Origin of the sequence: Rhodanobacter sp. Root627 (assembly GCF_001427835.1) — a bacterium.
GTDB classification, from domain to species: domain Bacteria; phylum Pseudomonadota; class Gammaproteobacteria; order Xanthomonadales; family Rhodanobacteraceae; genus Rhodanobacter; species Rhodanobacter ginsenosidimutans.
In genome coordinates, this window is record NZ_LMGW01000001.1 from 784,069 (window position 1) to 802,102 (window position 18,034).

Consider the following 18,034-nt stretch of genomic DNA (forward strand, 5'->3'; position numbering starts at 1 on the left):
ACCCACGTCAACGCAGCCACGCAAGACAACCGCCACGATGCGCGCCGAATTCACGGTATCGAGGTGCTTATGCAACTGGTCTGTCCTGCCGGCAACCTGCCCGCGCTGCAAGCGGCAATCGATGCCGGCGCCGATGCGGTCTACGCGGGTTTCCGCGACCAGACCAACGCGCGTGCCTTCCCCGGCCTCAACTTCAGCGACGAGGAACTGCGCGCGGGCATTGCCTACGCGCACCAGCGCGGGCGACAGGTGTACCTCGCATTGAATACCTACCCCGACAGCGCGCGGCTGCAGCAGTGGTACACGGCGGTGGACAAGGCGGCGGAGTTCGGTTGCGACGCGATCATCGCCGCCGAGATGGCGGTGCTCGATTACGCCACGCGCAGGCATCCGTCGCTGAAGCGGCATCTGTCCGTGCAGGGTTCGGCGACCACCGCGCCGGCACTGCGCTACGCGCACGAGCGCTTCGGCATCAGTCGCGCGGTGCTGCCGCGGGTGCTGTCGATCCAGCAGGTGGAGCGCCTGTGCGAAGGCTCGCCGGTGCCGATCGAGGTGTTCGCGTTTGGCAGCCTCTGCATCATGGTCGAGGGCCGCTGCCAGCTCTCCAGCTATGTCACCGGCGCCTCGCCGAACCGGCACGGCGTGTGTTCACCCGCCAGTTTCGTGCGCTGGGAGGAGCACGACGACGGCCGCCGCAGCGTGCGCCTGAACCAGGTGCTGATGGACAAGTTCGAGCCCGCCGAACCGGCCGGCTACCCGACCGTGTGCAAGGGCCGCTTCGACGTCGGCGGCGAGATCTTCCACGCGCTGGAGGAGCCCACCAGCCTCAACACGCTGGAGCTGCTGCCGCGCCTGGCGCAGGCCGGCGTCGCCGCATTGAAGATCGAAGGCCGCCAACGTGGCGTCGCCTATGTGGCATCCGTCACCCGCACCTGGCGCGAGGCGCTGGACCGCCACGGCGCCGCGCCCGCCGCGTGGAAACTGCAGTCGGAGTGGCAATCGTCACTGTCCCGCCACGCCGAGGGTCACCAGACCACGCTCGGCCCCTATCACCGCTCCTGGCATTGAACCGATGACGACGATGAAACTGAGCCTGGGCCCGCTGCAATATTTCTGGCCACGCGAACGCACGCTGGCGTTCTATCGCGAAGCCGCCGGCTGGCCACTGGACATCATCTATCTGGGCGAGACGGTGTGCAGCAAACGCCGCGAGCTGGGCACGCGCGACTGGATTGCACTGGCCGCGGAGCTGGCCGAAAGCGGCAAGCAGATCGTGTTGTCGTCACTGGCATTGATCGAGGCCGAGTCCGAACTGGGCGTGCTGCAGCGGCTGATCGACGAGGGCGGCTGCTGGATCGAGGCGAACGATCTCTCCGCCGTGCAGTTATGCCGCGAGCGCGGCATGCCGTTCGTGGCCGGCCCCACGCTCAACATCTACAACCACCACGCGCTGACCATGCTGATGGACGACGGCCTGCGCCGCTGGGTGCCCGGCGTGGAACAGGGCTACACCCTGCTGCGAGAACTGTGCGACGCGATGCAGGCCGAGGAACAACCCATGCCCGAACTCGAGGTGATCGCGTTCGGCCGCCTGCCCCTGGCCTATTCCGCACGCTGCTTCACCGCCCGCGCCCTGGACGTGGCCAAGGACCAATGCGATTTCCGCTGCATCGAATACCCCGACGGCATGCCGCTGGCCACCCGCGAGGGACGCCCCTTCCTGCGCATCAACGGCATCCAGATCCAGGGCGAGGAAGTGACCGACCTCGGCCCCGAAATCCTGCAACTGCGCGAACTCGGCGTCGACGTGCTGCGCCTGTATCCCCAGGCCGAAGGCATGGCCGACATCGTCGACCACTACCACCTCGTCCGTCGCTCCCCATCGCCACCACCGCGCATCGGCGCCCGCAATGGTTACTGGCATGGCGAGCCGGGGATGCGGCCGGTGGTGGCTGAGCAGGCTGTTTCCATTAGTTGAAGGTTGGCCGTATGTGGCAAGGCGTGTTGCGCCAGGCCGGGCGCGACGGGGCCCGGATACGCCAAGCAGAGCAGTTTCGCGTGGCGCATTTGTCTTGGTGTCGTTGTCACCCGCGCGAGCGTGTCGCAACCGTCGAACTACTTGTCCAAGCGGATGGTTACGCCGCCGATCAACCCAAACGTCGTGCCTTCGAAGCAAAGCGCTTGATGCGAGCGTGTCGTTGCACTAACGTCGAGTCGCTGCGAGAGCAGAGCTGGTCCGAGCAATTCGGTCAGTCACCGATGCCAATACCGGCCGGTGCCCGCCTCTGATCCTAAAGACATGCGGGACTTCATTTTTCCTCTGGAGTCCATGCCATGTGCAAGTCACTTGCTCGCGCGCGAGCAATCGCTGCGTACCACCAAAGCTTCCGCTGCTTCTACTGCGGCCTCCCAATGTGGTCAAACAACGTAGTGTCGTTTGCCGCCAAATACGGCCTTTCGCGAAGACAAGCGCTTCAACTCCAATGCACAGCGGAGCACCTTATCCCAAGGTCTATGGGTGGTACTGCGTCTTCAGTCAATATCGTTGCAGCCTGCGCATTCTGCAATCACAAGCGTCACGCACGGCTCACTGCTCCCGAGCCTGAGGCGTACAAACAATTCGTCCAGCAGCGCGTTCGTCGTGGTCGTTGGCTGCCCGCGAGCCTGCCCGGTACGCTGCGCCCGTGCAATTTGGCATGACCGCTCGCTCAACCGGATGTAAACCCGCTGTGCGGATTCCTTCTGCTTAAGTCCAAGCCCCCGAGATAGCTGAAGGGCCGGGGTCATTTTGCACGGAGAACACCGAGTTGGTTCCGCGTGATGCGAACGTCACTTCTCTGTCCCGATACACCAATAACCGCGCGCTGGCCGGCGCTCAAGCCTTCGGCCCGTGGCTGGCAAACACCCGCGTGGTTCCATCCTTTCCGATCAGCATCACGTCGTAGTGCTGCGGCGTGCCCATTTCCATGCCGGGTGAACCCATGGGCATGCCGGGTGCGGCCAGGCCGCGTGCGTCAGGGTGTTCGGTGAGCAGGCGCTGGATGTCTTCCGCGGGGACGTGGCCTTCGATCACGTAGCCGCCGATTTTCGCGGTGTGGCAGGACGCAGCGTCGGCCGGCACGCCCAGACGGGTCTTGACGGCGGCCATGGCCGGCTCTTCGTGCGAGTTGACGGTGTAGCCCTGCGATTCCATGTAGCGAATCCAGTTGACGCAGCAGCCGCAGGAGGGGTCGTGGTAGACCTCGATGGCGCTGGTCATGGCCACGGCGGCGACGGGCGACAGGGCCGCACCCAGGACGAGGGTACGCAGCAAACGGGACAAGCGATGTTTCATGGGATCTTCTCGGTCAATGGTGTGGCTCGATGCTGGATGATGCCAGTTTTGCCGGTACCTGCCTGCTTGAGCCAGAGCCCGACTTAAAACGCATAACCCAGCACCGTGAAATAGTGGCAGCCGGTGCCGGCGAGTACGAACAGGTGCCAGATGAAGTGGCTGTAGCGCAGCCGTTCGTGCAGCAGGAAGAACACCACGCCCAGCGTGTAGGCGGCACCGCCAGCGAACAGCAACGTCAACCCGGCAGCGGGCATGTTTTGCCATAGCGGGCGGATGGCGATCAGGGCCATCCAGCCCATGCCCACGTACAGCGCGGTGGACAGCCGCTCGAAGCGCGCGCCCACCAGCAGTTTGAATACCAGCCCCAGCAAGGCCAGGCTCCAGATCACCGCCAGCAGCGCCAGTCCCCAGCTGTTGCGCAATACGCCGAGCGCGATGGGGGTGTAGGTGCCGGCGATCAGCAGGTAGATGGCGCCGTAGTCGAGGCGTTGCAGCCAGGCCTTGGCACGCACGTGGGAGACCGCGTGATACAGGGTCGAGGCCATGTACAGCAGGATCGCGCTGCCGCCGAACACCGCCGCACCCACCATCGCCGCCGTGCTGCCGATGCGCACCGCGTTGACCACCAGGATCGGCAAACCCACGATCGCCAGCAGCACGCCCAGCCCGTGGCTGATGCTATTGGCGATTTCCTCGCCCATGGTCGAGGGGCGCGATTCGGATGTGGCAGGTGTCGACATGGGCAGGCCTGTGGGTGTGAAAGGTCAACGACTGGACGTTCAGACGTCCATTTCGGGTGCTGCGATGTAGTGGGCGCCGAGGCTTTCATGGCGTTGCAGGGCCGCGTCCAGCAGCGATTGCGCCAGCCGTGCCTGCCAGCCCTGTCCTTGCCATGCCATCAGCTGCAACAGGTAATGGCGCAGCGACTCGGTTCGACGCACCGGCCCGGCGGCTTGCCACAACAGGTCGCGCAGACGGGACAGATCGGTTGCCGCCAGCGCGCTGCCGCGTTCCGCCCAGCGGTGTTCCCCGCGTCCGACGACCGCCGGCGTTGCCGCCAGCACGGCACCGAGACGGCGGCCGCAGAGGATCCCTTCCAGCAGCGAGTTGCTCGCCAGGCGGTTGGCGCCGTGCACGCCGTTGCAGGCCACCTCACCCGCCGCGTACAAGCCGGGGACACTGGTGCGGCCATCGCCATCCACCACCAGGCCACCCATGTGGAAGTGGGCGGCAGACGTCACCGGAATCGGTTGTCGACGCGGGTCGATGCCGTGTCTCAGGCAAGCCGCCAGCACGGTGGGGAAAGCGCTCTCCCACTCGCCCGTGATCGCACTGGCATCGAGCCATGCGCGGCCGTCGTCGTGCCGGGCCTGCCACACGCGCCGCGCCACCACGTCGCGCGGGGCAAGGTCGCCCAGCGGATGCAGGCCTTCCATCAGCAAGCGGCCGCCGGCATCGCGCAGGCGCGCGCCGGCGCCGCGCAGGGCTTCGGTGATCAGCGGCAGGCAATGTGCGCCGGGCACGTCCAGCGCGGTGGGATGGAACTGCACGAACTCCAGGTCGCGTGTACGCGCGCCGGCCGCCATGCCCAGTGCCAACCCGCTGCCATCGGCGCCGGATGGATTGCTGGTGCATGCGAACAGCGCACCGATGCCACCGGTGGCCAGCACCACCGCCGAGGCCTCGATCACGTGCTGCCTCCCCTGCCCGTCGATGGCGCGCACGCCACACACCGCGTCGTCGCGCAGCAGCAAGGCATCGGCATTGAGCCCACCACGCCACTGGATATGTGCGGCGCATTGCGCCTTGGCCAGCAAGGCCCGCAACAGCACCGCACCGCTGGCATCGCCACCGGCATGGACGATGCGCGCCACCCGGTGACCGCCCTCGCGGCCCAGTTTCAGCGCACCGCCCGCGTCACGGTCGAACGCCACGCCTTGCGCCTGCAACCAGGCGATCGCCTCGGGCGCCTGCGCGCACAGCCAGCGGACCATGGCCACGTTGTTGTGATGGGCGCCGGCTACCAGCGTGTCCTCGGTGTGCGCCAGCGGGCTGTCGGCCGGATCGAGCGCGGCCGCGATGCCGCCTTGGGCCAGCGCGCTGGCACTGCCGGTGCCGTCGATGGCGCGGCACAACAGACGCACCGGCGCCGGCGCCGCCGCCAGCGCCGTAGCCAGCCCGGCCACGCCGCCGCCGATCACCACGATGGGTGCGCGCGGATGTTTCACACGCTTTCGCGCCGACCCACCGCCAGCATGCGTTGCAGCGCGGCGCGCGCTCGTGCGCTGACATCGGCGGGAATCTCGATGGCGTGTTGCAGGTCGCGCAGGCAGGCGTAGATGTTCTGCAGGGTGATCCGCTGCATGTGCGGGCACAGGTTGCACGGCTTGATGAACTGCGTGGTGGGAAACTGCGCGCGCAGGTTGTCGGCCATGGAGCACTCGGTGATCATCGCCACCCGCGCCGGTTTCTCGCGTTCCAGCCACTTGCCCATCGCCGTGGTGGAGCCGACGAAATCCGCCTCGGCCAGCACCTGGGGCGGGCACTCCGGGTGCGCCACCAGCTTCGCATCGAATTGCTCGCGCGCATGCCGCGCCTGCTGCGCGGTGAACTTCTCGTGCACCTCGCAGCGGCCATGCCACAGCACCAGCTCGACGTCGGTCTGGCCGGCGACATGACGACCCAGGAATTCGTCGGGCAGGAAGATCACCTTGGGCACGCCCAGCGATTCCACCACCTGCACCGCATTGGCCGAGGTGCAGATGACATCGGACTCCGCCTTCACCGCGGCGGAGGTGTTGGCGTAGCTGACCACCGGCACGCCCGGATGCTGCGCACGCAAGGCCAGCACATCGGCGGCGGTGATTGACGAGGCCAGCGAGCAGCCGGCTTCCAGATCCGGAATCAGCACGGTCTTGCCGGGCGCCAGGATCTTCGCGCTCTCGGCCATGAAGTGCACGCCGCACACCACGATCAGCTCCGCATCGCAATCGGCCGCCGCCTGGGCCAGGCCCAGCGAGTCGCCGGTGATGTCGGCCACGCCGTGGAAGATCTCCGGCGACTGGTAGCTGTGCGCCATGATCACCGCGCCGCGCTGCTGCTTCAGCGCGTTGATCGCGTCGATCCACGGCAGGTGCATCGGCACTTCCAGACACGGCAGCAAGGGTTCCAGGCGTTCGACCAATGCTGCGTATTCGAGTGGCAAGTCATCGCGCCAGGCGGGCACGGGCAAGATGTCAGTCACGGTCATGCGTTTCGCCAACAGGGGGAACGGTGGATGTCAGACAGCCTGGCCGCGATGGGCGGCGCGGGCGCTGCGGGCAAATCGCGCGCCCCGGTTCAGCGCGATACGCAAGCCCAGCGGCACCGATTCCCACGGCAGCCGTTCGAGCAGATTGCGCGCGGTGAGGCCCAGTTCGGTATCACCGGTAAGCACCAATGCGCGCTGGAAGAACAGCGTGTCGGCGTCTTCCAGTCGGCTGGCCAGAAGCAACAGATCGGTGGCACTGCCGCGCACGCTGGCCTCGGGCTCTTCATCGACGACGCCCAGGCAGTCGCCACGCAGGGTCAGCACCCAGCGCAGGCCCAGGTCGGTCACTTCGATGGCGAGTTTGCGCCCGCGCATGAAGTCGAGTGAACCGTCGTGTATCGGCGTGGCCAGCACGCGCGCCATGGCCGCCTCCAGCCATGCGCGTTGCCAGCGTTGTGGCACGACGATGCGCAGCACCGGCTGCAAACGCCGTGGTGGTGGCAGCAGGCGCAGCAGTCGCGGCGCGAAGCGTTTGGATGGCTGTGGCAAAAAATTGGCAGTGAGCATGATGGCGCGCATCATCGCCGCGATTCGCAGGGTGTTGCCTTGACCCACATCAACAACGCGGCAAGCATGCGCGCCCTGCGTCAATCGGTGGCGTCGACGATGTGCCCCGCCGCCACGGCCAACGCATGCGCCGCCGGCAATACGTTGTTGACGTAGACGTGTTGCGCTTCCCCCGGATCGAAGTCGGCGTGCTTGCGCTTCTTGACGCCATAGTCGGACAGCACCAGATGCGTATCGGCCACCACGCCGGCATTGGCCAGGCAGGCCGAGGCGCATTTCAGCACGCAGCCATCCAGCGCCAGGATGCGGCGGCCGCTTTGCGCGGTGCGCACCAGCCCGGTGACGCCGCCACCGACGCCGGCGATGCAGGACATTTCCGCAACGCCTTCGCGATCCAGTTTCAGCGCAAGATCGTTGGCCATCTGCGCGGCGCTGGAACAGCCCGAGCAGGAATAGACCAGCGGCATTGAAGTACTCATGCATTGTTCTCCATCGTTGACACCTCTCGACTCGACACGAAACGGCGGGCACGGCGGTGTACGCCACGCATCGCCAGCCACACGCCCAGCCACGCCAGCACGACCGCCGCGCCGGCAAGCCGTGCCAGCCATGGCGACGGCCACAGCACCGCCGCCGGCAACAGCAGCAACGGCACATGCGCCAGCAGCGCCCGGTGCTTGTCGCTGTCCGGCAGCAGCCGTTGCACGCCGGGCACCTGCACGCCGCGGCCGCAGTGGCGGTGCAACTCGATCCAGCCGATGAACGCCACGATCTCCATCGCCATGCACGCCACCAGCAGCGGCAACGCGATACCCACGCCTAGCGCCGCGGCAAGGCGACCGCCGCCAAGCAGCAGCGCCAGCGATGCCACCAGCAGTACGCTCAGTCCCGCGCGCCAGCCATGCAGCAAGGGGCCGCGTCGCGGTCGCGGCGCACGCCATTGCAACCACAGCAGCGCCGCCGCCAACAGCGCGCCGAACACACCAAGCATCAGCCGCAGGCCAACGTCGTCGCCCTGCTGCAGGCGCCATGCAGCCGCCAGCGGCAAGCCGATCACCACGCCGACCAGCCAGGCCGTCTGGACGGCCGAAGGCAGCGTGCCGGTGCCCTGGAACATCGGCATCACCACGCGCGATACCGTGGCGATCAGCACCACCACCCAACCCAGCACACCCCAACTGGCATGTACGTCGGTCAGCGCCAACGCCGGCCATGTCAGCCAGCCGCCCAGCGCCAGCGTGAGGCCGCCGCCCAGCAATGCCGTAAAGACCGCGCCAAGCAAGGCCACGACGAAACCCGCCCGCAACAAATGTTGTGCAGCCGCGGTCAGCAAACCGGGCAAGGTCATGCCGGCCAGCAGCAGGAAACTTGCGGGCAACAACACGCCGGCAGCACCCAGCGCAAAGCGCCAGTGATGATGCAGGCCGACCACCAGCAACACGCTGCCGAGATTGAACAAGCCGTGCAGCCACCTGCCCCAGCGCAGCCCGCGCACTTGCACGTCGGCGGCTGCGGGCAGGAACTGCAGCACGCTGCCGAACATCGCGTTGCCCAGCACGCCGAGCGTGAACACATGCACCAGCGCCAGCGTGCCCGGGTTCCAGCGCGAGCGCAGCAGTGCGTCGCCATCGAGAATCAGCAACAGCCCCGCGAACATGCCCCACCACGGCATGCAAAGCAGGAAGCGTCGCGGCAAGGCGGGCGCAGGCGCCCGCTCAATCGTCAGCCGGGCCATGCGGATCGGGGCGACGAATCCACACGCGCGCGCCGTGGTCGGGCAGCAGCTCCGCCTCGGCGTGCAGGCCGCGTTCGGCCAACACCTCCAGCAACGGCAGCGGCATGAACGGGGTGAGCACGCTCAGCGCGCCGCCGGGTGACAGCGCGTCGGCGGCGGCCAGCGCGCGTTCCATCGGTTCGGGCATGGGCAGCGCGCGCAGGTCGAGTTCGTCGACAGGCGCGGCAACCGGCGGGGCGACAGCGGATCGGTTCGGGAAGAAAGCCATGCCGTCATTGCAACGGCATGGCCACGGCCGCGCGCTGATCTGGGTCAACGCAGCAGGGGTTGCCTCCCATGCCATTCCAGCTGCAACCAAAGCCGCGCATCGTCGCGACCGAAGCCATCGGCACGGTAATCGGACACCTTCACCAGCGCACTGAGCCCGTCTGTCAAAGGCGCGGACAGCGACGCATTCCACTCGCTGCCGTAATGCCTGTCGCCGTCCGTGCGATGCGTGGCGCGATAGTCATGCCAGCCCACCACCCAACCGAGCCGCGCCGCAACGCCGTGCTGACCGAGGTTGCCGTTGAACGCGACGTAGCGATCATCCAGCCCGCCGGCCGGCGTCACGTTGAACTGGTCGGCCCAGCCGTTGAACGCATGCAGCGTCCCCGGCGGCGTTTGCAAGGCGTGGTGACCGTTGCCACCGAGATGCTCCCAGCCCAGCTTCGCGGTGACGCCGTACTGCGTCCACGACGGCTCCGCCAGCCAGTACGTATGGGCAAACGATTGCGGGTTGCTGGCGTAATCGCGTTGCTGCGCCGCCTCCAGTGCCCAGCCGAAACCGCCATCGGTCGCGGCGGGCTTGCCGGTCCAGCGCAGGCCCGAGGTCACGGTGGAGGCAGTGGCCACATCGCGATCGTCATGCAGGTAGGTGTAGCCGGTCCATTGTTGTCTGCCGTGCACGTAACTGGCGTTGAGCAGATGGGTGTCGAGCCGGCGCTCGCGGGCCTGCGGGTTCAACGCGTCGCGACCGGCCACGCGATGCACGCGATCGAGCCAGTCGTAGCGCAGGGTCCAGCCGCTGGCCGGTTGCCATTGCACGCCGATGCCGTCGAAGGTTTGTTCGTGCTGACGCCAGCCGCTGTTGCCCACCCAGCGCTGGTTGTCCAGCAACAGGCGGCGGCGCCCGGCGGTCACACCGAAAGTGTCACCCTGCCAGGCAAGCCAGGCCTGGTTGAGCTCGCTGCCGCGAGGATCGGTGATGCCGGGATAACGCGTGCGTCCGTTTGCACCGCTGTTGTAGTCGTTGCCCGCGCTGGCCACGCCGGCGCCTTCCAGCAGTGCGCTCCAGCCATCGCCGAAACTGGCGCGCAGGCCCAACCGCAGGCGCAGCGTATCGGCGCGTGCGTCACGACTGAAGGCGTCGTTGTCGACCTGCTCGTGGCGGGCGCGCATATCCCATTCCAGTTGCAGTGGGGCCGCTGCTGCATCGGTTGTTGCTGCGTGCGCGGGCAACGTCAGCATGCCCACTGCCAGCAGGCAGCTTGCCGAAAGAACCTTGTGCTTCACCGTCATCACCATGCTCCCTTGTGGATGGGGAGCAGTCTCTGCGCGGTCCGGGTGATGCCGTTTGACGGCCGTCAAATCCGCACGAAAAAAGCGGCCGGCGTGACAACGCGCCACACCGCCGCCGCCGCGACATGCATGCCATCGCGAGCGCGGATGACCGCACATTCCGGGGGATATATATTCAACGACATTCAAACGGGATGGCCGCATGAAACAAACCAGGCGTCGATGCCTCGCGCTGCTTTTCGTGCTGCCGATGGCGTGCATCAGCGCTACCGCCTGTGCGGCGGATCTGGTGGTTTCCGCGGCGTCCAGTCTCACCAACGCCTTCCAGGAGGTGGCGCGCGCCTACGAGGTCGTCCACCCCGAAACGCATGTGGTGTTGAACTTTGCCTCGTCCGATACCTTGATGCGCCAGATCGTGCAGGGCGCGCCGGTGGACGTGTTCGCCTCGGCGGACCAGACGGCGATGGATCGCGCGCAGGCGCAGGGTGTACTGAGCGCCGGCAGCCGCGTCGATTTCGCGGCCAACCAGCTGGTGCTGATCGTGCCCTCCTCCAGTCATGCACGCGTCGACGCGCTGAAAGATCTGTTGGGGCCAATGTTCAAGCGCGTCGCCTGGGGCAACCCCGCCTCGGTACCGGCGGGACGTTACGCGCGACGCGTACTCGACGATGCGGGGCTTGCCGGTGCGCTTGAGTCGCGAGCGGTACTGGCACAGAACGTGCGCCAATGCCTGGACTACGTCCGCCGTGGCGAAGTGGATGCGGGTTTCGTCTATGCCACCGATGCGGCGATGGCGCGCGAGCAGGTGCGGATCGCCTTGCGGCTGGATTCGCCCACGCCGATCACCTATCCCATGGCGATCGTGGCGCAGGCCGCGCATGCGTCCGCAGCGCGATCGTTCCAGCACTTCGTACTTTCCGCTGACGGGCAGGCCCTGTTGGCGAAGTACGGTTTCCTGAAACCGCACTGATGGCGCCGGATATCTGGCAGCCGTTGTTGCTGTCGCTGAAAGTGGCGCTGTGGGCGACCGGCCTGAACCTGTTGCTGGGCGTGGCCACCGCGTTCGCCCTGTCGCGCTGGCGATCGCGGCTGAGCCCTCTGCTGGATGCGATGTTCACCCTGCCGCTGGTGTTGCCGCCGACCGTGCTGGGTTACTACCTGCTGGTGCTGCTGGGCCGGCGTGGCGCGTTCGGCGCGTGGCTGGAGCATTGGGGGATCAACCCCGTGTTCACCTGGCAGGGCGCGGTGATCGCCTCCACCCTGGCCGCGTTTCCGTTGGTGCACAAGGCTGCCAGGGCGGCGTTCGAGAGCGTCGATCCGCAGCTGGAAAGCGCGGCGCGGGTGTTGGGTTTGTCGCGACTGGCGGTGTTCTTCCGGGTCTCGCTGCCGTTGGCGTCGCGCGGGATCGTGGCCGGTGCCCTGTTGGCTTTTGCGCGTGCGCTGGGCGAGTTCGGCGCCACCTTGATGATCGCCGGCAACCTGCCCGGGCGCACGCAGACGTTGTCGGTGGCGATCTATTCGGCGATCGAAGCCGGTGATGAAGCCGGCGCCAATACCCTGGTGGTCGTCGCCTCGCTCACCTGCATCGTGGTGCTGTTGCTGGCCGGTCGACTCACCCGGGGACATGCCCCGCAGCGGGTGATTTGAGCATGGTGATCGATGTCGACATTCGCCGCACGCTGGCTGGCCCGCATCGACCGTTTTCGCTGGACGTGCGGTTTCGCTCGGAGCATGCGCGCATCGTTTTGTACGGACCGTCCGGCTCGGGCAAGAGTCTCACCCTGCGCGCCATCGCGGGACTGATCACGCCCGATCAAGGCCGCGTCGCGGTGCATGGCCAGACCTGGTTCGATACCGACCAACACATCTGCCTGCCCGCGCCCGCGCGTCGTGTGGGTTACCTGTTTCAGGACTACGCGCTGTTTCCCCATCTCACCGTGGGCCAGAACGTGGCGTTCGGCCTTGGCGCGGGTTGGCGCAATCCGTCGCGTCGTTCCTTGCCCGACGCGGCGCGGCATTGGCTGGCGGCGTTCGAGCTGGATGACCTCACCGATCGCTACCCCTGGCAGATTTCCGGCGGACAGCAGCAGCGCGTGGCATTGGCGCGCGCCTTGGCGCCGGACCCTCAATTGCTGTTGCTGGACGAACCCTTCGCCGCGTTGGACCCACCGTTGCGCGCACGCATGCGCGAGCACCTGCTCGCGCTGCAATCGCGGCTGGGCCTGCAGATGCTGATGATTACCCACGACCCATCCGACGTGGAGGCACCGGGCGAACACGTGCTGGAGATCCGCGAAGGGCGCATCCACGCGGACTCGCGAACAGCAGACGTTACGGGCTGAAGTCTGGTCCGGCGCTCAGGCACAGCGGTGTCGCCAGCTCAAGACTGGCGATCTCCACCGGCATGCCGGCAGCGCAGTCGCCGGCCTGCTCATCCAGCACGATCCAGGCGTCGGCGTTTGCAAAAGGCTGGATGCGAAACGGCTCCTGTCGCTCGACGGGGCGTGCCTGCAGCTGGCCGCGATCGTCCAGCCACAGCGTGGCGCGCAGGAAATGGCGCAACCCGGGTTTGGGGTGCTGCGGCGAAGCCAGCACGGCGCGAAGGGTTGGCTCACTGCCCTGCCCGCCCATCGCACGCAGCACGGGCGCCACGAAGAAACGGGCGCCGACGGCCACCGCCATCGGCGTGCCCGGCAAGCCAAGCACCAGTGGGCCGGTGTGCAGGCGCGCAGCGAGCAGGGGTTTGCCCGGACGCATCGCGACCTTGTGGAACAGCACCTGCGCGCCAAAGTGGCGCAGTGCTGCAGGCACGAAGTCGTATCGGCCCATGGATACCGCGCCGGTGCTGATCACCAGGTCGACGCCCGCCTCGACGGCGCGCTGCAAGGCTTCCAGGTACGGGTGCACCGTGTCGTCGACCGTTTCGCAAGACACCACCTCGGCGCCCGCGCGCTGGAGTGCCGCCGTCAGGTACGGGCCGTTGGAGTTGTGGATCTGGCCATCGCGCAACGGTGCCGGCGGACCGGTCTGCAATTCCTTGCCAGTGCAGATGATCGCCACGCGCGGACGACGGACCACGGCGACGTGGGCGACACCCAGCGCCGCCAGCAACATGACCTGTGCCGGCTCGATGCATGTCCCCGTGGCCAGCACGTTCGCACCACGCGGCACGTCCGTGCCCATGCGGCGCACGTTCCGACCGTGCGCGATGTCATCGAGCAAACGGATGCGATGCGGCGTGCCATCGGGCCGCGCCTGCAGCATCTCGGTGCGCTCCACCGCGACCACCGCGTCGAATCCCTGCGGCAGTCGGGCGCCGGTCATGATTTCGCAGACATCCGCTCCCGCGATGTGGCCGTCGTCGCCCGCCGCCCGGGAGCCGTGAACGTGATGCTCGGAACCGCCGCGTGACCATGCGCCCGCCTTCAGCGCGTAGCCGTCCATGGCTGCGTGATCGAAGGACGGCAAGGCCGACGGGCTGGTTACCGTATCGGCAAGCACGCGGCCGGTGGCATTGGCGAGCGCGCAGGTTTCCGATGGCAGGACCGACAGCGGCGCGAGCAGGCGTTCGATGGCGTCGCGGTAGGAAATCATGGCCGTCCAAACGTTCCAATCATGCGCATACGGCGCTGTAGCGCAGCGCGTTCAGGCCGCCCACCAGCGAGTACGCCTCGACGCCACGCTGGCGCAGTTGCCGCGCGGCATGGTGGCTGCGCTTGCCACTGGCGCATACCAGCAGCACGTCGCCGTGGAAGGGACCGAGCGGACACGTGGCGATCTCGCTGGCGGGGATGCATAGCGACGCGACCGGTAGCGGTGACGCATCGATTTCGTCCGCATCGCGCACGTCGACGACCACGAAGCCACGGGCCACCACGTCCGCCAGATCGTCGAAACGGCGATCGATATCCACCATGGCGGCATCGAGTGCCCGTTGTGCCACGACCGTGCAGCCACCATGCAGGACACAGCCGCTGGCCACATCGACCGGCAGGCGTTGGCGGGTGCCTTCGAGCAGGTCGACCAGTTGCAGTGACGAATCGCCGGCGCCAGGCAGACCAAGCAGCAGCTTCAGCGCCTCCATCGCCTGCAGGGTGCCGAGCACTCCGGGCACCGGACCCAGTACACCGGTCTCGGCGCAGCTCCCGGCCAGGGCTGGTGAGGGTGGCTCGGGCCACAGGCAGCGCAGGCAGGCGTGGCCGGGGAGCGCGCTGACCACCTGGAGCTGGCCCTCGTACTGGTAGACGCTGGCCAGGATCAAGGGCGTGCCGGTGAGCACGGCGGCGTCGTTGGCCAGGTAGCGACTACCCAGGTCATCGGTGCATTCGACCACCAGGTCGAACTGCGCGAACACGTCCGCGATGGTGTCCGCACGCAGGGGCTCGGCGAAGGTCTGCACTTTCACCGCAGGATTGAGCGCCGCCACCCGGCGCGCCGCGAGACCCACCTTGCGTTGACCGATATCGCGCGCGTCGTACATCACCTGGCGATGCAGGTTGCTGGCCTCCAGCACATCGTCGTCGACGATCCCCAGCGTGCCCACGCCCGCACCGGCGAGGTAGCTGATGACCGGGCACCCCAGCCCACCTGCACCGATCACCAGCACGCGGGCCGCGGCGAGCTTCGCCTGGCCGGTATCGCCGACGTCGCGCAGCCGGGTCTGGCGCGAATAGTCGGGCGTGAAGGTGGATGGCGCGTGTATGTGGCTTTCGTGCGAATGGCCGTCTGGATGGTCGTCTGCTTCGATATGCGCCGCGTGCGTGCAGGCAACCCAGGCGGTGTCGCCCTCGATGTAGTGCTCTTTCTTCCAGATCGGCAACCGGTGCTTGATCTCGTCGATGATGTAGCGGCAGGCCCGGAACGCTTCGTCGCGGTGCGCGGCGGACACGCCGATCCACACCGCCAGGTCGCCGATCCTAAGGTCGCCCACCCGGTGCACGCAGTGGGCGGCCAGCACGCCGTAGCGTGCCACCGCCTCGTCCACCACGCGTTCGCCTTCGCTGATGGCCAGCTCGGCATAGGCCTCATAGGCAAGGCCGCTGACCTCGCGTCCTTCGTTGTTGTTGCGTACCCAGCCCTCGAACGAGCAGAAGCCGCCGGCGCCGGAATGCTTGAGCGTGTCACGCAAGGTGGCGACGTCGACGGGTTCGGTGGCGAGCGTGAAGCGCGTCATCCGCCGGCCACCGGTGGAATGAAGACGATGGTGTCGCCGTCGTCGATCGCCCTGCCCCAATCGCTGAAGCGGACATTCACCGCCACCTTGAGCTCGTCGGTGGGCAGCGTGAAGCCATGCCGGCCGCACAGTTCGTCGTAGAGGTCGCGCAGCGTGGTCGCCGCGGTATCGATCTGTTCGATGCTGGCGCCCGCCTGTTCGCGCAACTGGGCGTAGTACTGCACGGTGATCCGGCTCATGAAAGCACCTCCAACTGGCGTTGCATCTGTTCGAATTCCTGCGGCGTGTTGATGTTGTCCAGTGTGTTGCCAGGCGGCGGCAGCAAGCGGATGTCGGCCTGGATCAGCACCTTGCGCGGGCAGTAGCTGCCGGCCTCATAGCGCTGTTTGAGCCGCTGGTGGATCGGTGGCTCCCATAGCGTGCACAGCGGCTCGGGCAGGCCGTCGAAGCGGCTGGCGAAGGCGGTGGCTTCCTTCGCCGGATCGCGTGCAGCGATCAGCGTGCGCAGCGTGGTTTCATCCAGCAATGGCAGGTCGCAGGCGATCACCAGCCAGGCGGCTTCCGGGAAGGCATCGTGCGCCGAAAGGATGCCGGCCACGGGGCCGACCGCGTCGTACGTATCGATCAGTTGCGGCAGGCTGGCGCGCAATGGCTCGTCGTGCTGGCTGTCGCGCACCGAAACGAAGGCGCGTTCGGTGAACGCCGTCAGCAACCGCCATGCGCGCAGCAGTTGCGGCTCGCCGCTGTAGTTCAATTGCGCCTTGTCGCGCCGCATGCGACGGCTGGCACCGCCGCACAGCAACAGGCCGTGGAGTGGCGCGGCGCTCATGCGGATGTTCCCGCGCTGTGGTCGACATCGCGCTTGCCGCCCGTCTTGCCCAGCAGGCGGATCTCGGCGATCACGATGTCGTGCGACAGCGCCTTGCACATGTCGTAGATGGTGAGCGCGGCGACGCTGGCGCCGGTGAGCGCCTCCATCTCCACGCCGGTGCGCCCCTGGCACGACACGGAGCAGGCGATCAGTGCGTCGTCGCCCTGCATGGTGATGTCGATGTGGCAGCGGTCTAGCGCCAGCGGATGGCAAAGCGGTATCAACTGCGCGGTGGCCTTGGCGCCCATCACCCCCGCGATGTTGGCCACGGTGAGCACCGCGCCCTTGGCCGTGACATGCCCGGCGCGATGCAATTGCGCGGCGACCTCGGGCGGAAACTTCACCCGCGCCAACGCCTGCGCGGTGCGCCGGGTCACCACCTTGGCGCCGACGTCGACCATCGCCGGCCGGTTCGCGTCATCGACGTGGGAAAGCGTTTGCGCTGCTGCGGTCATGGGCGTTCTCGGACAGTAGTTCGTGGAAGGGAGTCAGCCACCGATGTAATGCATTTCGATCTTGCGCACGGCGCGCAGGCGGCGCTCCCTGCGTTCCTCGCTGTAACGGTCGTTGCGGCGAAGCCAGGTGTGGCGCAGGCGTTCGCGCAAGGCCTCGTCGTTGCTGCCGTCGCGCAGCAGGCTGCGCAGGTCGGTGCCTTGTGCCGCGAACAGGCAGGTGTAGAGCGAGCCTTCGGACGACAACCGCGCCCGCGAGCAATCGCCGCAAAACGGTTCGCTGATCGAGGAGATCACGCCGATCTCGCCCTGCCCGTCGCGGAAGCGGAAGCGTGTGGCCACCTCGCCTTCGCAACGGGGCGGCAGCGGCTCCAACGGCCAGCGCGCATCGATGGCCGCGATCAGCTCGGCCGATGGCACCACCGCATCGCGGCGCCAGTCGTTGCGGTTGCCGGTGTCCATGTATTCGATCAGGCGCGGCACGATGCCGCTGCCGCGGAAACGCTGCACCAGGTCGAGCACCGTGTGGTCGTTGACGCCGCGTTGCACCACGGTGTTCAACTTGATCCCGCCGGGAAAGCGGGCCGCCTGCGCCGCTTCGATGCCTGCCAGCACCTCGTCCAGTGCGCCACGACCACCGCTCATGCGGTGGAACAACGCCGGGTCCAGCGTATCCAGGCTCACCGTCACCCGATCCAGCCCGGCCTCGCGCAGCGCCGTGGCATGGCGTCCCAGCAGCACGCCGTTGGTGGTCATCGCCAGGTCGGTGATGCCGTCGATCTGGCGCAAGCGTGCCACCAGCTCGTGCAACTTCGGGCGCAGCAGCGGTTCGCCGCCGGTCAGCCGCAGCTTGCTGACGCCGAGCGACGCGGCGATGCGGCACAGCCGCTCGATCTCGTCGAAGCTCAACCGTTGCTGGTTGTCCAGGAAGGTGTAGTGGTCGCCATAGATCGACTCAGGCATGCAATAGGTACAGCGAAAGTTGCAGCGGTCCATCACCGATATGCGCAGGTCGTGCAGCGGCCGGCCACGCTGATCTTTCAGCGCGGGCGACGCGGGGAATACATCGGTGCGGGCGAGTGGAACGCTCAT

At 67.2% G+C, this 18,034-nt stretch carries 21 protein-coding genes and 1 pseudogene; 6 read left to right on the forward strand and 16 right to left on the reverse strand.

Annotated features, from left to right (window positions below):
- Positions 1-69: 69 nt before the first annotated feature.
- From ASD68_RS03750 to ASD68_RS17380, 3 genes are all read left to right on the forward strand, one after another.
- Positions 70-1,068 carry a peptidase U32 family protein gene (locus tag ASD68_RS03750; RefSeq protein ID WP_056603568.1) on the forward strand — a complete coding sequence of 333 codons (999 nt, stop codon included), beginning with the start codon at positions 70-72 and terminating at the stop codon, positions 1,066-1,068.
- Between the two features lie 13 nt (positions 1,069-1,081).
- The gene (locus ASD68_RS03755; protein ID WP_056605125.1) at positions 1,082-1,978 is read left to right on the forward strand and encodes a U32 family peptidase; all 897 of its coding nucleotides are present in this window, start codon (positions 1,082-1,084) and stop codon (positions 1,976-1,978) included.
- Between the two features lie 434 nt (positions 1,979-2,412).
- The gene (locus tag ASD68_RS17380) at positions 2,413-2,700 is read left to right on the forward strand and encodes an HNH endonuclease (RefSeq protein WP_255357719.1); all 288 of its coding nucleotides are present in this window, start codon (positions 2,413-2,415) and stop codon (positions 2,698-2,700) included.
- 175 nt (positions 2,701-2,875) lie between these two features.
- Here ASD68_RS17380 and ASD68_RS03760 read toward each other — a convergent pair whose 3' ends face one another.
- From ASD68_RS03760 to ASD68_RS03800, 9 genes are all read right to left on the reverse strand, one after another.
- Entirely contained in the window at positions 2,876-3,334 is a 459-nt protein-coding gene (locus ASD68_RS03760; RefSeq protein ID WP_056603571.1) for a DUF411 domain-containing protein, read from the reverse strand.
- Positions 3,335-3,417: 83 nt separating this feature from the next.
- The gene (locus ASD68_RS03765) at positions 3,418-4,074 is read right to left on the reverse strand and encodes a hemolysin III family protein (RefSeq protein WP_056603574.1); all 657 of its coding nucleotides are present in this window, start codon (positions 4,072-4,074) and stop codon (positions 3,418-3,420) included.
- Between the two features lie 39 nt (positions 4,075-4,113).
- Complete coding sequence (locus ASD68_RS03770) at positions 4,114-5,562, reverse strand: FAD-binding protein (RefSeq protein WP_056603577.1); 1,449 nt, start codon at positions 5,560-5,562, stop codon at positions 4,114-4,116.
- A complete protein-coding gene (gene nadA / locus ASD68_RS03775) occupies positions 5,559-6,584 on the reverse strand; it encodes a quinolinate synthase NadA (protein ID WP_056603580.1) in 1,026 nt (341 codons plus the stop codon). Before nadA ends, ASD68_RS03770 begins: the two co-directional genes overlap by 4 nt.
- A 30-nt stretch (positions 6,585-6,614) precedes the next feature.
- Positions 6,615-7,151 carry an SCP2 sterol-binding domain-containing protein gene (locus ASD68_RS03780; RefSeq protein WP_235578623.1) on the reverse strand — a complete coding sequence of 179 codons (537 nt, stop codon included), beginning with the start codon at positions 7,149-7,151 and terminating at the stop codon, positions 6,615-6,617.
- A gap of 80 nt (positions 7,152-7,231) precedes the next feature.
- The gene (locus tag ASD68_RS03785; protein WP_056603583.1) at positions 7,232-7,630 is read right to left on the reverse strand and encodes a putative zinc-binding protein; all 399 of its coding nucleotides are present in this window, start codon (positions 7,628-7,630) and stop codon (positions 7,232-7,234) included.
- A complete protein-coding gene (locus ASD68_RS03790; protein ID WP_056603586.1) occupies positions 7,627-8,886 on the reverse strand; it encodes a hypothetical protein in 1,260 nt (419 codons plus the stop codon). The genes ASD68_RS03785 and ASD68_RS03790 overlap by 4 nt, the downstream gene beginning before the upstream one ends.
- A complete protein-coding gene (locus tag ASD68_RS03795; protein ID WP_056603589.1) occupies positions 8,867-9,154 on the reverse strand; it encodes a DUF2249 domain-containing protein in 288 nt (95 codons plus the stop codon). The genes ASD68_RS03790 and ASD68_RS03795 overlap by 20 nt, the downstream gene beginning before the upstream one ends.
- A 44-nt stretch (positions 9,155-9,198) precedes the next feature.
- Positions 9,199-10,446: an alginate export family protein gene (locus ASD68_RS03800; RefSeq protein WP_056605128.1), complete on the reverse strand. Its 1,248-nt coding sequence runs from the start codon at positions 10,444-10,446 to the stop codon at positions 9,199-9,201.
- A gap of 250 nt (positions 10,447-10,696) precedes the next feature.
- On the opposite strand from ASD68_RS03800, the gene modA reads away from it, so the two are divergent.
- Genes modA through ASD68_RS03815 form a run of 3 tightly spaced genes read left to right on the forward strand, consistent with a single transcriptional unit; the run spans position 10,697 to position 12,788 of the window.
- Positions 10,697-11,416: a molybdate ABC transporter substrate-binding protein gene (modA, locus tag ASD68_RS03805; RefSeq protein WP_200945346.1), complete on the forward strand. Its 720-nt coding sequence runs from the start codon at positions 10,697-10,699 to the stop codon at positions 11,414-11,416.
- Positions 11,416-12,093: a molybdate ABC transporter permease subunit gene (modB, locus tag ASD68_RS03810; protein WP_056603594.1), complete on the forward strand. Its 678-nt coding sequence runs from the start codon at positions 11,416-11,418 to the stop codon at positions 12,091-12,093. Before modA ends, modB begins: the two co-directional genes overlap by 1 nt.
- A gap of 2 nt (positions 12,094-12,095) precedes the next feature.
- Positions 12,096-12,788: an ATP-binding cassette domain-containing protein gene (locus tag ASD68_RS03815; protein WP_056603599.1), complete on the forward strand. Its 693-nt coding sequence runs from the start codon at positions 12,096-12,098 to the stop codon at positions 12,786-12,788.
- Here ASD68_RS03815 and glp read toward each other — a convergent pair.
- The 7 genes and pseudogenes from glp to moaA form a co-directional block, all read right to left on the reverse strand.
- Positions 12,778-14,040, reverse strand: coding sequence for a gephyrin-like molybdotransferase Glp (gene glp, locus ASD68_RS03820; RefSeq protein ID WP_056603602.1), 1,263 nt, complete (start codon positions 14,038-14,040; stop codon positions 12,778-12,780). The two genes, ASD68_RS03815 and glp, sit on opposite strands and share 11 nt — an antisense overlap.
- A 19-nt stretch (positions 14,041-14,059) precedes the next feature.
- A complete protein-coding gene (locus ASD68_RS03825; protein WP_343123436.1) occupies positions 14,060-15,238 on the reverse strand; it encodes a HesA/MoeB/ThiF family protein in 1,179 nt (392 codons plus the stop codon).
- Positions 15,227-15,619: pseudogene (locus tag ASD68_RS17455) on the reverse strand (molybdenum cofactor biosynthesis protein MoaE); the annotation flags it as partial. The gene ASD68_RS03825 and the pseudogene ASD68_RS17455, both read right to left, overlap by 12 nt.
- Entirely contained in the window at positions 15,616-15,858 is a 243-nt protein-coding gene (locus ASD68_RS03830) for a MoaD/ThiS family protein (RefSeq protein WP_056603608.1), read from the reverse strand. The pseudogene ASD68_RS17455 and the gene ASD68_RS03830, both read right to left, overlap by 4 nt.
- Positions 15,855-16,448: an NTP transferase domain-containing protein gene (locus tag ASD68_RS03835; protein ID WP_056603611.1), complete on the reverse strand. Its 594-nt coding sequence runs from the start codon at positions 16,446-16,448 to the stop codon at positions 15,855-15,857. Before ASD68_RS03835 ends, ASD68_RS03830 begins: the two co-directional genes overlap by 4 nt.
- On the reverse strand, positions 16,445-16,945 hold the full coding sequence (gene moaC, locus ASD68_RS03840) for a cyclic pyranopterin monophosphate synthase MoaC (RefSeq protein WP_056603615.1): 501 nt from the start codon (positions 16,943-16,945) through the stop codon (positions 16,445-16,447). The genes ASD68_RS03835 and moaC overlap by 4 nt, the downstream gene beginning before the upstream one ends.
- A 33-nt stretch (positions 16,946-16,978) precedes the next feature.
- The gene (moaA, locus tag ASD68_RS03845; protein ID WP_056603618.1) at positions 16,979-18,034 is read right to left on the reverse strand and encodes a GTP 3',8-cyclase MoaA; all 1,056 of its coding nucleotides are present in this window, start codon (positions 18,032-18,034) and stop codon (positions 16,979-16,981) included.